Genomic DNA, 16,403 nt, shown 5'->3' on the forward strand with positions numbered 1-16,403 from the left:
TAGAATTAAATCTAGGCACTCTCTTCTTTCCCTTCTTTCACATATTTCTTTTCATTTTTCGTTTTTTCCCCGTCTAAGTTCTTACTATTTTCATTTATTTCGTAATCCTTTTCATCTGTTTTCTTTTTGTTATTTTCGTTTTCTGTTAAGTCTTTAATGGTAGAAATCACAACTGGTGTGGCTGTAAGCAGTTGTGGTAATGTTTGTTTTGCAACATTAGCTGCAGTTACAGAAAATTGTTTACTCGTCTCAGTTACCTTCTCCAATGTTTCCTTTATGTTTCCTTCTTGTAGTTTTTCTTTTACGCTTTTTCCTTTTGTTTGTATAGCTTTCCGATTTTCTTTTTTTAATAGGGAGACTAAGACTCCGGTCGTAATTCCAATCACAGCATATTTAAATATTGTATGTTTCATTTTTCTCATCCTTTTCTATTTTTATTTTCCTCCATGCTACAACCTAAAATAATTACCTTACCTATTTATCAGATGTTGCAATCTATTACAGAGAATGATAGTTTTGCGGCTGCCTAGCATTCGCCATTGGTACTTCAGCTGTTACTAGGAGTAAAATCTTCCCTTGATCTAGTTTTTCTTCATATAAGTTAGCTTCCTCCTTCGACAACCCCATTTCTTCCATTTGATTTCGAAGTTCGTCCCCTTTTTTGGAGAAAAAGTTGATAATACTTGTTCCCAATCCTTGTTCTTTTACTCCAATCGTATTTGTGTTTGTATCATCCGCAATCCTTTTTGTTATATGTTTTTCATGTGCTAAAACATAAATGTCATCGTGGCGAACCCCTTGCAATTCTAGCTCTTTTACTTTCATAACTACTTCCTGTTCATTTTGATATTCATAAACTACCGTTTTTCTTTCATTCGTATGCATCGTATCTTTCCTCCTTTAGATTTTTTATTTTTTTATTTAGTTGTTATGTAATATGTAATACACCTATTTTAAAGATGTTAAACCTAAATTTTCAAAAAATTTCACGCAATAGGTTATTCATGTTTTTAATATCAAAGAAATGTCACAAACACTTTGCTTTGATAAAAGCGCTCCAAATAACGATTTGTTTGGAAGGTAAGCCCATTGTTTTATAGAAATCATAGCAAAATAAAAAAGCACTCCTTTTCAAAGAGTGCTTAAAAAAAACATACAACCTAATCAAAATATTTCTATTTTGATTACGGAAAGAAAGTCCTTATTAAAACATATGGTTGCTAATTTAATTGCGATCTGCCTTGCACCCAAGCAGCAATATCATTTATAACATACTCAGGGATATTAGCAGGACTATAATATTCATCTGGCTTACTTATTTCCCCATCACCCTCTGTAAAGAAATGATTTAACTTTGGATATAGTCGATAATCTACGTTATCTCGTTCTTTTAATTGTTCTTTCCAAAGAGGAATTTCAATTTTTGATTGAACTTGATAGTCTCTTTCTCCTTGAATAATAAGAAGCGGTGTCTTTTGTTCTTTTGACATTTCTGCCGCTTTAATTTTCCGTATAGAATCCCAAAATACTGCTGACCCTAAGTAAAAATCTTTTGGGGGATTCTGACCAGAGAAATTGGGATCATTTAATAATTCAAATTGCGATTTGTAGAATTTATATTGATCCAGGTTCATTGCTCCAATAGAGAAAAGGTACTCAAATTGATCTAAAACAACGTCTTGGATCGTACGAGCTGGCCCTCCCATTACAATTGCTCCAGCAATATTTTTATTTTGGTCTTTTTCAATCATTTTCGGAAGCATCATTCCACCTTGACTATGACCAAGAATATATATTTGATTCTTATTTATTAGAGGCTCATTTTTAAGAAATTGAGTTACAAGAAGAGCATCATCTGTTGTCTCTTTATCAACTGTATAAAAGGGACTGAATTGTGTTTTCAACCCATGTTCATACGTTCTTTTATTATAGCGAAGGACAGCAATTCCCTTCGATGCAAGACCTTCAGCTAAATCGCGAAATGGTTTTAAAGCAAACGCTGTTTCATCCTGATCAGTTGCTCCTGATCCTTGAACAAGAATAACCGCTGGAAAAGGCCCCTTTCCTTTTGGAACCGACAATGTTCCTGGTAATGGAAATGCACCACTTCCAACTACTACTTCTTTATCAACAAATGACTCAGGCTTACTATATGATGGACGCTCTGCAACAGGACTAAACGACATGCTTAGTTGAAAATCGTCTATTTTTCCAGATGGATCTAGTTTAATTAGTAAAGGTACAGTCATTTTTTCAAAAACTAATTGAATCTCCACATTTGTATGAACAGGATTTGTCTCTTTTTGTGTAACCTCTCCAATTTCTATAAAAGAACCTGCTTGTAATTGCACTGGGAGTCCCTCCCAATAGCTTTTCAGCCATTCTTCGGATATTATTTTCTGTAATGACCTTGAGGTTAAATCAAATGCAGATTTATAATCTTCACTATTCATATGGCGAATAAATGAAAGAGTAGTAGATATAATAGGATTTTCATCATCACTATTGTCTACTTTTTTTATAGTTGTGTTTGCTTCCTTTAATTTCGAACTAAATTGGTAGTTAAACGGATAGTTATATGTATCAGGATATAAGCTTGTTTTCAATACTTCCGTATTCCGTCCCTCATACAAACTTGAAGAACTCGTAAAATTTTTAGGTGAAATTACTTCCTCCGCATATGAGACTGAAGGAATTGCTATTGTAAAAATTGCACTGACAAGTAATAGCTTATTACTTATTCTTCTTTTCTTACCCATAATTATTGATTCTCCTTCCAAAATTTAAAATTTCTAATAGAACATGCCAACTATAAGGAAAATAAAAATTATTAAAGAGATTAATAATCTATTTTACGATCCCCCTTAACTAGTTAAAAATCTATCATTAACAAACTTCAATAAAAAATGCCTTCCCCCTCTTTTTTTATCATTGAATTTTTCAGTGACATAGAAGCGCAGCGCTGCATTACATGTAACTGACCCATGGGGTTCTCTATTCTAAAAGAAAGCAGCACCCCACAAGATACTTTCTTTAATTGTTCTCACTCTAATTTATTTAGATAATTCTCTTATTACTGTAAGATACATTTATTCTAAATCCTAAAACTCACTTATTTCTTGATAGGTTCTTAAGAAATATCAAAAAATAAAGAAAAAAGTTATTTGGTTATTCATTCCGCAAGCTTAATGCTCAAGTTAGTTTTTTTCACACGGTTAAACTTTATTAAGAAAACCTTAAGAAATTTCCCTCTATATTTATAAGAATTTTTTTCTATACTGAATCCTGTAAATGAACAAGAGGAGAAATGACCATGAAGAAGTTTGTAATTTGCATATTAGGAATAGGCCTTCCTATATACTTACTACCTTTCATATTACGCGGGGATTTAGACAGATTTAATCCGATTGCTGAAGAAAAAAATGTATATGCCGTTGCGAAAGGATATGGTGTTCCGGATTATCATCAAAAAGGAAAAGCTATGTACTCACTAAAAGCTGTTGATGAATTAAGCAATGAAAAAGAATATAATGTTGGAACGAACACACCTAATGATTTTATAAGAAAAACTTACTTAAAAATTCATGTGAAAGGAAAGTATGTGTATTCTTACGATATTATTTCTAAAGAGGATATTCCGGAGAAAATAAGGGGACAATTGGAGATAGCAAATAAATAAAAGAGCCAATTCATACGATTTGGCTCTTTATTCTCTCTCCCATCTACCGTTTGGATAATTCTTTCGGTAGATTTATTAAATTCGTTATCATTGTTTCAATAACCATTCTTCAATTACTTTCACTGTTTCATCTCGTTGTGCTTTTGCCGTAATTAAACTCGCATTATCACCTTTTTGCTCACCATACATGCCAAAATGAGCATGATTGCCCCCTTTTATCATGTGCATAGTTGTATTCTTTGACATGAACTTTTTATTGTTCTCTATTTTTTCTACAGTTGCTAAAGCATCTACTTCCCCGTAAATTGATAACATCGGAATCGACTTAGTAGAGAAGTCATCTGCAGGATACGAACCTAAGAAAATAATCCCGTCTACCTTGTCTTCATGTTGGAAGGCATACTTAGAAATCATAGCTCCTCCCATTGAATGCCCTGCAACATACCATTTTTGAACTTCCGGATACTGTTCAATTACACTGTCTACCTCATTTATTCCAAATATCGCTAAATTTAATGGCAACTTAGGCATTACTACAAAATGCCCATCTTTTGCAAGAGCTTCTCCTAAGTAACTATAAGCCTCGGCTTCTACTTTAGCTCCTTGATAAAAAATAACTCCTATATTTGCATCTTTCTCTCCAAAAACTATATAATCTTCATCTTTTTTATCATCTACTAAAGACAAAGCCTCTTTCGTTGGTTTATAAGTAAACTGAGACCAAGTTAAAAAAGTAATACTTCCGATCATTAAAATACCTAATACAGAGTACAGAACAATTTTTATCCATTTCTTCACACATATGACCTCCCTAAGATGTGTATATTCTATACTTTAGATTATCATTAATAAACATAAAAACTCGAGCATTTTCATTGTGCTCAAGTTTTCATTTACGTCTTTAATTTATACTATAAATTGTCCAAGATAAATATGTAGCAAATGCAGACCATAAAAAATATGGGATTAGCAACCATGCCGATACTTTAGATAAATTGGAAGAAAACATAATGAGAAGTAACGTAGTAATAGCGACTAGTAAACAATCTACTGTTGCTAAAAACAAATTCTTTTGGCTAAATTGAAAATAGCTGAACGCTTGATTACATATATAATTTAAAAGGAATAAAAACCAAAATGTTTTTGGCTTGAATCCATAGTTGTTGTAAATAATTGCAACTGATAATGCAATAAGTCCAAATAATACAGCCCATATCATTCCGATTGTCATACCAGATGGTGTCCAAGACGGCTTTTCTAACGCATCATACCAAGTACGATCAATAGGGAATAAAACACTAGAAACATAAAACAAACCATATGTTAGTAAAAATACTATAATACTAGATTTTTTCATAAACATTCTCCTTTTTACTAGAAGATTATAGAAACTTTATATGATTAGTATGTCCTTGTAATGGATAAAATTCTAATATTAAAATTCAAAATACATATTGTTTAACCTATTTCATACAAATTCTTTCATACTTTTATATGCACAAAGGGCTCTCTCCCGTGCTGCCTTATGATCAACAATCGGAAAAGGATATGTATCCCCAAGTTTTATATTGGATTTTTGTAAAATATGCTCAGGTGCTTCCCAAGGCTTATGTATATATTTGTTTGGGATATCTCTTAATTCTGGTACCCATCTTCTTATATACTCTCCATTTTTATCAAACTTTTCTCCTTGTGTGATTGGGTTAAAAATACGAAAGTACGGTGATGCATCTGCTCCACTTCCAGCAACCCATTGCCATCCCATTGTATTATTTGCAATATCAGCATCTAGTAGTGTATCCATAAACCATTTTGCTCCTTCTTGCCACGGAATTAACAAATGCTTTACAAGAAAAGAGGCTACAGCCATTCTTGCCCGGTTATGCATAAAACCTGTTTGCCATAGTTCTCGCATTCCCGCATCAATAAACGGATAACCAGTTTCACCCTTCTGCCATACTCTTAATAACTCCTCTTCCTTATCCCACGGGAAATTTTCAAAGCTCTTATTAAGAGGTTTATATACTGTAAATGGATAATGGTATAGTAAATAATAAGAAAACTCTCGCCAAATTAATTGACGTATAAAGCTATTAACTTGTTTTTCAAAAAGACTACATTGTCTTTCGGTACTTTTATTTATTAAGTAATGAAACATTAGCTTTACTGATATTTGACCAAATGAAAGATACGGTGCCAACATCGAATGGACATTTTGACCTGGAAAATCTCTTCCTTCACTATAAGAGACTAATTTACTAGAGAAAAATTTCTTGAATGTTTTATATGCCCCTTCTTCTGTCGGATCCCATATTACTTCCATATGAGATGTCCACGGTATAGTCGGCAACAATTGTAATTCTGAAACAGATAAGCTTGCTGGTAAAGAGTTTCCCCACTTTATACTCTGCACTCTGCTAAAAGGTTTAGGTATTACCTGCTTTTGAAATGCATTGTAAAAAGGCGTAAACACCTTATATTCAGTGTTATCTTTCTTTTTAATAATCCACGGTTCTAATAATAAATGCGAATTAAATTCTTTACAGATAATACCTTTATCCTCTAACATCATTTTCATTTTTTGATTAGATTGTAATCTGTCCGGATCATAACAAATATTCCAATATACAGCCGTTATATCTAATTGCTCTATGAGAGAAAGTATTTCTTCCTCCGTACGTCCTTTACGAATTATTAAAGTAGAGCCCAATGCCTCAAGTTGCTTCTTTACATCTATTACAGCATGGTGCAACCACCACTTTGACGCACTTCCTATTGAAAAAGTTTCCTCTTGTATATATACAGGAAGAACCTCACCAGACTGAACAGCCTCAAATAGAGCTGGGTTATCATATAAACGAAAATCTTTTTGAAACATAACAATAATTTTATTTTGCATGGCTATCCTTTCTTACTCTTAAAACATAATAGATTCTTTATGTGAATACTCATCTCTTTTACTTTTGCATTATTATATTAATATTTTTTTGTAATCATAAACAAACGTTTCCATAGTTATTGGACTTCTATCTAGTAAATTCGATAAATCTGATGTGACTTTTTTAGCTAATCCTAATTTTGCAGTTGTATATATTCCAATCATAACCCAAATAAAGTCACTGTTAAGTCCCTTTTGAATCATTCTTTTTCTAAATTTAAATATACTTGGATTTGTATAAGTAATATCTTTATTTATTATTTTTGAAATAATAGCAGCAACTTCATAGTATGTTAATGCCTCATTTCCCGTTAAAGAATAAGCTTTAAATTCATGTCCCTCTTCGGTTAATATCTTAGCTGCAACTTCTCCAATATCCCGTACATCTATAAAACTTGTTTCCCCTTTACCAGCAGGTACTTCAATTATTTTTTCATTTCTTAATTCATCACCATGTTGTGATAATAAATTTTGCATAAAAAAGCTCGGTCTTAGGAATGTGTAAGGGATCCCAGAAGCCTTTATCATAGCTTCAATTTTAGCATGAGGTACTATCGGATTTTTTTCTACACCTAATAAAGATAAAAATACAATGTGTTTTATACCTATTTCTTTTGCGGCATCTACAACAGGCTGGAAATACTTTTTTGCATCAGCTAGATGTGGCGGTCTTATTAGAAAGACTTTAGTAACACCTTTTAAAGCCGCCTTTACAGATAAGGGGTTTTCAAAATCAAAATACACTCCTTCAGTTTCTCTACTGCGCGTTGTGACTTTGAAAGTAGCATTTCTTTTTATTAGGCATTTTACAACCTCTTTTCCTACATTCCCTGTAGCACCTGTTACTAAAATCATTATAATCACCCTTTATTTTTTTGTAAATTTTGAATCATACCTTGCAAAACTCGAACTGTATTTTCTACTTCCTCTTTAGGAATACTAGCTGTAGCATTTTTTATAACTTCATCGCTTACATTTTCTATCTCCTGTATTAATGCCTTAGTTTCATCTGTTAAAAATATTAAATGTGACCGTTTATCTTTAGGATTATGTTTTATAAGAATCCATTCTTTTTGCAATAATCTTTGTATAATTCCGGTTACTGTTGGACGGTCTGCTAAGAGCCTTTCAGCAATCATAGCCGGAGTGGTTCCATTTGGATAAAGAGATATATCCTTTAACACAGACCATTGCTGAGCTGTTATTTTATATTCTTTTAATTGATTTGATAATTCTGTTTTTGTCATTATACTTACCTTGTGTAATAAATAGCCTAAATTATTCATATGACCTCCAAAATAGTTAGCACACTAATTATATAGTTAGTATACTAACTATAATGTATAATTACAAACTTCAATTAATAGTTTTTATATAAAAGATATATCAAATTCTTATTTTGTACTATTTCATATTATATTTAAAATCTTCTTTAATCCTGTTTTGCATGTATTGTACACTCTATATACAAAGATTATTTCTTGTTGTTACTTTAAATAAGCATTTACAATTGTATCTAGCATAGGTCTTTTTTATTGTCCGATTAGTCATATTTATTCTTAATTCTGCAAAATAAAAAGAAACTGGAGAGAAATATGGGAAAACAATTTGATAAACAGTCAAACTTAAATACATTTATTGATTCAACAATCCTATGGACTTTTCAAAACCAAAATGCCATAAATACACTTTTGAATGAAGGTAAGCTTATAGCCGATCCTATTTTTGTTAGTAAAGAAGATTGCACAGCATATAAATACATTGTAAGACACATGAAACAGAAAGGTATTGACTTTATTATAGATTTACCCATTTGGGCATGGCATTCATGCAATAGTTACCAAAAGAAGCCTACTTTTGAGACTGCAAGGGAATTACTATCAGATATTCAATTAGAGAAAGAAATATACCTCATCGAATTCACATGTCCTAATTTTTTATTCATGTTAACAAACTATAGCGGATGGTGCGACATTTATTTTAAACTTACTGGCAATCCTAAAGCAAGTGTAACAAATGATGAAGAAAAATACTTATTTAATCTTTACCCTACCATTGAGGAAGAATGGGAATATCATCATATCCAAGCAACTCTACCCTACCTAAAAAAAGAATGGATTATACAAATAACAGAACTTAGTAAGATAAATGGATTTAACAAATAATATTGTTTATGAATGCTTTATTTAAGCATTCATAAACATAACAAATAATCACATTTAACTAATACATTTAAAATAGCGTTTTTTATAATGGAACCGTAAATAAACTCTTACTACTATGATTTTGAATTTTATTATTTACACAACGCAATTTCCCCACTAATTTTCAAACATTTTTTAAAAGCTGTAACTCTACATGTATCGTAAGACTATTCCCATGACTTTCAGCCCATACTTTACCCTTATGCAATTCAATTGTGCGCTTTACAATTGCTAAACCAATTCCGGATCCATGTATTTGACTCGACCGTGATTTATCAACACGATAAAACTTCTCAAACATCTTGCTTAATTCTTTTGCTTCAAGATGATCTGTTTTGTTTGTAATACAAATAAATGCCTTATCTTCTTCTTTTTTTAGTTCCACTATTACTGTTGAATTTGAAAAACTATATTTTTCAGTATTAGATAGTAAATTATCAAATACACGTACCAGTTTTTCTATATCTGCCCATACCCAAATATCCTTATTAATGATATTTAGTTCAACAATTAATTGTTGTTTTTCAAAAATCGGGATATACTCTCCTACTAGCTGGCTTAACAAATTTCCCAATTCTACTTTTTCTTTTCTCAACTTAACATCAGGTAAAGATAGTTTTGTGTATTCAAACAATTCATTAATGAGAGTTTTTAATTTTAATGTTAAATTATACGTATTTTGAATATACATTTCTAATTCTTTTTTATTTCGATATTGTTTTTCATTTATTAATGCTAAATATCCAATAATAGATGTTAAAGGGGTGCGCAAATCATGAGAAATATTGGTAATAAATTCACTTTTTCCTTTCTCAATTGCTCTCTCTTTCTCAAAACGCTCCCTTAATTGACTAGCCATCCAATTAATATTATAAGCTAAAGAAGATAATTCATCTTTTCCTTTAACACGTATGGAATGTTTCCAATCTTTTTTTACAATCTTTTGAATACCTCGTTCAATTTCTTTAATATACCTTGTAATAGGAATCATAAATAGCAGAAATAAAAGGATGAAGATCAATATGCTGCTCACCAAAGCAAGTAATAGGTTTTGATTATATTGAGCTGGCGATATTGTTTTATGTACATTTTTAGATTGTACCATTAAATATCCAATTCCATCTTGAAATGAAACTGGTGAAACAAACACTATAAATTTTTTAAACAAAGGATTTTGGTCGTTTAATGTAACATTTAGTTTCTCCTGTAATAAGTCTTTTGGATTATTATTCTGTAATTGAAAATTATGTGACTGATAAATGATTTGCCCTTTATAATCTAATACTAAAAAGTTTATATTACGGTTGTCTTGCTGAATAGATTCAATCTTTGGGATGATTTGTTCTATATTTCCCGAATTCAAATTATCCTTCTGTATATCGTTAGTAATCCTTATTGCTATATTCCTTATCTCAGCTTCCTTTTCAATCTGTTGATTATAAGAAAGTAGATTTGCACTTTTCATTGCTATGAGAAAAAAAGTAACAACTGCAACGATAAAACAGAGCAAAAAAATTAAAATAAGCTTTATATTCAAGCGTGTAGAAAAAAATATATTATCCCTTAATTTCGTACGATTGATCATACCCTATAACCAACTCCCCATACTGTTTTTAAATAAACAGGCTGGCGAGAGTTTTCCTCAATTTTTTCCCGTATTTTAGTAATATGAACCATAACTGTATTATCTGATTTATAAAATAAATCTTCCCAGACCATCTCGTATATTTTTTCTACACTAAAAACCTTTCCTTTATTTCTCACCAATAAAGAAAGTATGTCAAATTCCTTTGGGGTTAACCTTACTTCTTCATTTCTAATGAAAACTTGTCTTGTCTCCTCGTCTACCTTAAGATGGCCTATTTCATGAATAAATTGTTTTACTTCTTCTGTTTGATAAATACGGTATCTTCGTAATTGAGATTTAATTCTTGCCATTAATTCAAGTGGATTAAACGGTTTGGTAATGTAGTCTTCTGCTCCACTCATTAATCCCTGGATCTTATCTATATCCTCATCTTTAGCTGACAGAAAAATTATAGGCATTTGATATTGTTCTCTTATTTTTAAACAAGCCTCTATGCCATCCATTTTCGGTAACATAATATCTAAAATGATTAAATCAATTGTTGTATTTCTTAAAATGTCTAAAGCTTCAATAGCATCCGGTGCATCTATAATTTCATACCCTTCATTTCTTAAATAAATGGATATGATTTTTCTTATCTCTATATCATCATCTACAATCAAAATTTTTTCTTTCTGTATCATATTTTCTTCCTCTCTGACATCCCATTTTATGCTGTAATATTATACATTTAGTTTTACCTTACACGTATAAACGTAAGCTGGAGGTATATTCCAATATACCTTTCCTATTTCAATATTAGAGAAAACAGAACTAAGGAGTTGTTTTTTTAACTTTGTATATTGAAATGTAATAAATGTACCCTCTTCCTCAAGAATATTTTTAGTCTCATATAAAATATTTTTCGACACCCTAAAAGGAAGACTAGTAAAGGGTAATCCCGATACAATATAATCGACTTTCTCAATTTGATATTTTTCTACATAATGAGTGACGTTCTCAGCAGAATCATGAATAATATAAACATTCTCTTTATACCTATATTTTTCACTTAATTTCTTATAAAATGCTTCATTTTGTTCAATTAATAATAAAATAGTCTCTGGGTACTTACGTTGAATTAATTCCTCTGTAAAAATGCCAGTACCTGGACCAAATTCAATAATGCATTTTGCTTTTTTAAAACAAATTGAAGAAACCATCTGTTTTGCAAGTTTCTTTGAGCTTGGTAAAATAGCCCCTACCATCCGAGGCTGCTTCACATACTCTTGCATAAAACGAATAACATTCATAAATTCCCCTCCAATGTTAATGTAGAACATACAATCAATCTACTGAAAAAATCTTAATTTTCATCCTAAAAAAATATTAAGATTTCTTAACATTGAATGGAGAATTTACATATTAAAAATGGACAGTTCCCTAGTATTATTAGACCTGTCCAAATTAATCATTTTAATTTACAAATTAAAATATTATACTTTTCTTTATTTAATAATATTCACCACTATAAACATTGATTTTCTATCTCTCTAAGTACATCATTTCCTATATTATCTATCTTTTCATTTTTTATGTTATTATATAAACTCTGTAAAACCTTTAACTCTGTTCTTAAATGTAAAATAACACTAGATAATATATATAACTTAGCTAAACTCTCTTTGCCACACTTCTCTTCATATACTTTTTGAAGAGTAGTAAGATATAACGTCAGTTGAGAAATTTTAGTTTTTAGCTGTTCCAGAATTAATTGTCCCTCCCCATATTGCGCAAAAAGTAACGCTTCATATATAGGACGATGCATATCCTCTTTCTTTATCATTTGCTCTAATAATAAATGCTCAAATTCTTGTTTACCACTCTTAGTAATACCGTAAATAGTCCGTTCAGGGCGTTGTTCATTACGAATAATATCAACAACTTCTATAAAGCCCTTCTTTTCAAGTTGCTCAAATGTATAATATAAAGAGCCTTTAGTAATTTTTATATAATATTTCATTTCACTATTTTTTAAAAGTTGCTGGACTTCATACGGATGCCTATTTTTCTCCATAAGAAGACCCAGCATAAAAAGCTTTGTATTCATAACTCTCCACTCCTTAATAACCTATACCAATAGTATAAGCTAAAAATAAGCAAAGAATCTTTTTGTTTTATAAAATTTATGACTTCAAATTCACTTTATTATCCTTTGTACCAGCTTTGACATTTCCCATAAATAATATTGCCATAAACGAAACGATAATTGGAATTAAAGCTAATAGAAATACAGTAGTAATTGAAGATGACATAGCAGCTATAATTTTTTCAAGAATAAAAGTAGGTATACTGGACCTTACATCTGAGCGAAATATTGCACTTGGATCACCTAGCTTATTTAACATGTTGGAACTGTGTTCTATTCCCTTAAAAGCATCCTTTAAGTTAGCTGTAAAGGTACTATTTTGAATGAATCCAAAAATCGTTACTCCAATTGTCATACCTAGTGAACGAAAGAATGAATTTGTCGAAGTAGCTGAACCACGGAATCTCGGTTCCATATTATGAATAGAAACTGTGGGAAGCAAAGAGAACGAAAATCCAACCCCAAATCCCGTTATAATCATGTATATTGTTAAAAGTGCACGGCTTGTTTGCAGATCCATCGTTCCTAACAAATACATCCCTACCCCAAAGGATATTACAGATAATAACATCAAGTTGCGGTAACTAATTTTCGTTTGAAATATTCCACCAATTGCACTACCTACTACAGAACCTAACATCATTGGTGTTAAAATTAATCCAGCATTAGTTGCTGTTCCACCATATACAGCCTGAACAAAAATAGGAATAAATACTGTTAAAATAACAAATGTTGCTCCATAGAAAAATGTAATAATTTGAGATATTGCAAACTCCTTACGCTTAAACATCCAAAATGATATTATCGGATCTTTCACTTTTCTTTCTACCAATAGGAAGCCAATAAAAAATACAATAAACGATGCAAATAACCCAATGATTTGTAGCGAATCCCACTTAAATTCTTTTCCTCCTAATTCTAAGGCGAACATTAAGCTAATTACTGCTATTACTAGTGTTATCGCCCCCCACCAATCAATATTTTGCTTAGTAGGTGGATTATTTTCTTTATAAGCTTTTAAAATAAAAATTAATGATATTAAACCAATTGGAATATTGACGTAAAAAATCCAATGCCAACTAATATTTTCTGTTATATACGCGCCTAATAAAGGTCCTAATACACTTGAAGAACCAAATACGGCCCCTAATAATCCAGTCATTTTCCCTCTTTTTTCAATAGGAAAAATATCAAATACAATGGTAAAGGCGATTGGCATAAGTGCACCCCCACCTATACCTTGAATTGCACGATAAATACTTAGCTGAACAATACTTTGCGCAGTGCCACATAATGCAGAACCAATTAAGAAGATTAATAAACCAAAAATATAGAACCTCTTCCTACCATACATATCAGATAATTTCCCAAAAATAGGCATACCAGCCATAACTGCAACCATATAAGCAGAAGTAACCCAGACGAATTTATCCAATCCACCCAAATCTGAAACAATTGTACCAATTGAAGTGGCAACAATTGTATTATCCATTGCAGCCATTAAAATGCCTAGCATTAACCCAGCTATCACTAAGCGTAAGTTGCTCTCTTTTGCAACCATACCTCTTTCCTCCTTTTTCACACTCAAAAAAACAAATAGTCTAATTAAACTATATACTCATTATAGTCTAATTAGACTATTTTTCAATAAATCAATAAAAAATAAATCCCCCCAAAATATATTGGAGAGATTACAATTGTAAAATTGCTTCCTATATAAAATAATTAAAACCGTTAAAACGATCACTTCTTTATACTACCTTGATTTTACATACATGCAGCTTACTGATTTGGTTTTGGTCTAGTTTGTAAATATAAATGCAAATCCGGACTTGAACCGTTAATAATTATATCTCGAACAATTTTAGAAAGTACCATACTATATACTAATCCATTATCTCCATACGCATAGATAAAGTGACAATTTGGAAACTCTTCATACATTCCAATTATAGGTAAACCATCATGAGTACCACCATAAAAAGCACTTAAATAAAATTCAGGTTCAACTGTTATATTGGGAAAGAGCTTATTAAATTCATTCACTAATTTCTCTTTTTTATGGATTAATTTTGAATCTCTTTCTTGAGCAATGTTTGTATCTTCATCTAACCCACCTATAATAATCCTATTATCTGCAGTAGTTCTCATATAAATATATGGTCTCGCAGTTTCCCAAATGAGAGTGCGTTTATACCAAGAAGATAAATCTTCCACAGGATTAGTAACAATTGCATATGAGCTAATCAGTGTAGCGTTCTTTTCCTTTTTAAATTCCAATCCTTCATATCCTGCAGCCACAATTACTTTATTGGCAGTAATAGAATTGCCCTCCTTTGTATAAAAGGTAGCACATTCTTTCTCTAACTTTTTGCCAACAATCTCTGTATCTTCATAAATGTGAACTCCTTTATTAGAGGCTTGTTCTAATAAACTATGTGTAAATTTATAAGGATTTATTTCACCATCATTATACGTATAAATAGCTGCACGTTTTTTAAATGGATATCTCTGTCCAATTTGTTTTTCTGATAACCAAGCCGCTTTAAAATCATGCTTATGTAAATAATACAGTTCCTTTTCTAATTTCTTTATATCCTCTTCATAACTTGCATAATATAAGCTGTCACGTCGTTTAAAGTCAGAGCAATAAGGCAAGTTTTGATCAGCATATTCAATATCATTAATAGCTTGTTCACATAATTTCATATGCTTAACTGCATACTCTTCCCCAAATGTATTTACAAGTTCAAAAAACATCTTATCACCTAAATATTGAATAAGTGCTGTATTTGTAAGGTTACTTCCATGTCCTACCTTTCTTTTATCAACGATAACGATGTTTAAATTTGATTTACTCAAATAGTATGCTGATTGAGCACCCGAACTCCCTGCTCCTATTATTAGTACGTCACATTTTATATCTTCGTCCAAACGAGGATAAGAAGGTGTATTAGAAAAAGTCGTGTTCCAATATAATTTCCCTTTCTGTAAATCCATTTTAATTGCACCGTCCTAAATAAAATAGTTATATCCCCATCGGTATCTCCAAATCATTCTTACTATATACTTCTTATTAAAATTATCTTGCTATCATGAATAAAGGTTTTCATAAACCTAAAAGCCTTGTCTTAAAAATTTTTTCGAAAAAACGTCAAATAATTTTTTATTTTTATTATAAAAAGAGCAAAAGATCTCCATTTATAGAAGATTTCTTTTACTCTTTTTAAAGGAAATAACTCCAAATATTTAACATATTATAGTATCTACCAAATAAAAGTTGCTTATCTATCGATAACTTACACATAAGAATGCATTTGTTTCACTACTTTATTAACAGAAACTTTAACAACCGTTTCTTTTTCCCCTGTTCTATCAATCTTGAAACCATGAACTTTAACATCAGACGGTACTAGTGGATGATGACAAATCATATCTATACTCTTCTCAATATTTTCACTAACATTTTCTTTTCCACTTAGCCATTCATCAAGGCTACCACTTGAAAATTCAGGCATGCAATTTTCAAAGAGATAGTCTAGTTCCCTGTTATTTTTTATGGAATCACGTTGAATTTGTAGATTAACTACCTCAGTTTCTTTATCCTCTATTCCTACAACAAAAATTCCTTCAACATTTTCTTGATAAATAGCAATAATAATAGATCTCATTATATCTCCATAAGGATGTACAATTACAGAATCGTAGCTGTGTATAGTCAACATGTTTTCTTGTTGAATGTTAGTTACTTGTTGGATAATAGGCTCTATTTCATGTTTAATGTCTGTTAACAATAAAACTTTTTTATTCTTTGAATTCATATGGGGCACTCCTTCTTCATTATTGTATTTATGAAACTTTTAAGC

17 protein-coding genes are annotated in these 16,403 nt (G+C 31.0%); 2 read left to right on the forward strand and 15 right to left on the reverse strand.

Going from position 1 to position 16,403, the window contains the following annotated elements:
* Positions 1-11: 11 nt before the first annotated feature.
* The 3 genes from ACTFR3_RS03275 to ACTFR3_RS03285 all read right to left on the reverse strand — a co-directional run bounded on the left by ACTFR3_RS03275 (position 12) and on the right by ACTFR3_RS03285 (position 2,759).
* A complete protein-coding gene (locus tag ACTFR3_RS03275; protein WP_440041530.1) occupies positions 12-413 on the reverse strand; it encodes a peptidase U61 in 402 nt (133 codons plus the stop codon).
* An 85-nt stretch (positions 414-498) separates the two neighbouring features.
* Entirely contained in the window at positions 499-885 is a 387-nt protein-coding gene (locus tag ACTFR3_RS03280; protein ID WP_000557320.1) for a general stress protein, read from the reverse strand.
* Positions 886-1,220: 335 nt separating this feature from the next.
* Positions 1,221-2,759, reverse strand: a complete 1,539-nt coding sequence (locus ACTFR3_RS03285; protein WP_440041528.1) for an alpha/beta hydrolase — start codon at positions 2,757-2,759, stop codon at positions 1,221-1,223.
* Positions 2,760-3,313: 554 nt separating this feature from the next.
* Between ACTFR3_RS03285 and ACTFR3_RS03290 the strand changes: the two genes are divergently transcribed.
* Positions 3,314-3,679: a YxeA family protein gene (locus ACTFR3_RS03290; protein ID WP_065382364.1), complete on the forward strand. Its 366-nt coding sequence runs from the start codon at positions 3,314-3,316 to the stop codon at positions 3,677-3,679.
* Between the two features lie 87 nt (positions 3,680-3,766).
* Here ACTFR3_RS03290 and ACTFR3_RS03295 read toward each other — a convergent pair whose 3' ends face one another.
* The 5 genes from ACTFR3_RS03295 to ACTFR3_RS03315 form a co-directional block, all read right to left on the reverse strand.
* Positions 3,767-4,477 carry an alpha/beta hydrolase gene (locus tag ACTFR3_RS03295; protein ID WP_000758852.1) on the reverse strand — a complete coding sequence of 237 codons (711 nt, stop codon included), beginning with the start codon at positions 4,475-4,477 and terminating at the stop codon, positions 3,767-3,769.
* Between the two features lie 103 nt (positions 4,478-4,580).
* The gene (locus ACTFR3_RS03300) at positions 4,581-5,036 is read right to left on the reverse strand and encodes a TspO/MBR family protein (protein ID WP_048657114.1); all 456 of its coding nucleotides are present in this window, start codon (positions 5,034-5,036) and stop codon (positions 4,581-4,583) included.
* Between the two features lie 111 nt (positions 5,037-5,147).
* On the reverse strand, positions 5,148-6,578 hold the full coding sequence (locus ACTFR3_RS03305) for a cryptochrome/photolyase family protein (RefSeq protein WP_440044155.1): 1,431 nt from the start codon (positions 6,576-6,578) through the stop codon (positions 5,148-5,150).
* Positions 6,579-6,650: 72 nt separating this feature from the next.
* A complete protein-coding gene (locus ACTFR3_RS03310) occupies positions 6,651-7,472 on the reverse strand; it encodes an SDR family oxidoreductase (RefSeq protein ID WP_440041527.1) in 822 nt (273 codons plus the stop codon).
* Positions 7,473-7,477: 5 nt separating this feature from the next.
* Positions 7,478-7,903, reverse strand: a complete 426-nt coding sequence (locus ACTFR3_RS03315; RefSeq protein WP_071731965.1) for a MarR family winged helix-turn-helix transcriptional regulator — start codon at positions 7,901-7,903, stop codon at positions 7,478-7,480.
* A gap of 309 nt (positions 7,904-8,212) precedes the next feature.
* On the opposite strand from ACTFR3_RS03315, the gene ACTFR3_RS03320 reads away from it, so the two are divergent.
* Positions 8,213-8,782, forward strand: a complete 570-nt coding sequence (locus ACTFR3_RS03320) for a DUF3841 domain-containing protein (protein ID WP_440041526.1) — start codon at positions 8,213-8,215, stop codon at positions 8,780-8,782.
* 163 nt (positions 8,783-8,945) lie between these two features.
* Here ACTFR3_RS03320 and ACTFR3_RS03325 read toward each other — a convergent pair whose 3' ends face one another.
* From ACTFR3_RS03325 to ACTFR3_RS03355, 7 genes are all read right to left on the reverse strand, one after another.
* Positions 8,946-10,184, reverse strand: a complete 1,239-nt coding sequence (locus tag ACTFR3_RS03325) for a sensor histidine kinase (RefSeq protein ID WP_440044156.1) — start codon at positions 10,182-10,184, stop codon at positions 8,946-8,948.
* Positions 10,185-10,402: 218 nt separating this feature from the next.
* Positions 10,403-11,092, reverse strand: a complete 690-nt coding sequence (locus tag ACTFR3_RS03330; protein ID WP_440044157.1) for a response regulator transcription factor — start codon at positions 11,090-11,092, stop codon at positions 10,403-10,405.
* Between the two features lie 39 nt (positions 11,093-11,131).
* On the reverse strand, positions 11,132-11,701 hold the full coding sequence (locus ACTFR3_RS03335) for a class I SAM-dependent methyltransferase (protein ID WP_440041521.1): 570 nt from the start codon (positions 11,699-11,701) through the stop codon (positions 11,132-11,134).
* Positions 11,702-11,916: 215 nt separating this feature from the next.
* The gene (locus ACTFR3_RS03340; RefSeq protein WP_440044158.1) at positions 11,917-12,498 is read right to left on the reverse strand and encodes a PadR family transcriptional regulator; all 582 of its coding nucleotides are present in this window, start codon (positions 12,496-12,498) and stop codon (positions 11,917-11,919) included.
* 76 nt (positions 12,499-12,574) lie between these two features.
* A complete protein-coding gene (locus ACTFR3_RS03345) occupies positions 12,575-14,098 on the reverse strand; it encodes an MDR family MFS transporter (RefSeq protein ID WP_440044159.1) in 1,524 nt (507 codons plus the stop codon).
* Between the two features lie 221 nt (positions 14,099-14,319).
* On the reverse strand, positions 14,320-15,537 hold the full coding sequence (locus ACTFR3_RS03350) for an NAD(P)/FAD-dependent oxidoreductase (protein WP_440041518.1): 1,218 nt from the start codon (positions 15,535-15,537) through the stop codon (positions 14,320-14,322).
* 299 nt (positions 15,538-15,836) lie between these two features.
* Positions 15,837-16,358, reverse strand: coding sequence for a carbonic anhydrase (locus tag ACTFR3_RS03355; RefSeq protein WP_440044161.1), 522 nt, complete (start codon positions 16,356-16,358; stop codon positions 15,837-15,839).
* Positions 16,359-16,403: the final 45 nt, after the last annotated feature.

It is taken from the genome of Bacillus cereus group sp. MYBK14-1 (assembly GCF_051916885.1).
GTDB lineage: Bacteria > Bacillota > Bacilli > Bacillales > Bacillaceae_G > Bacillus_A > Bacillus_A cereus.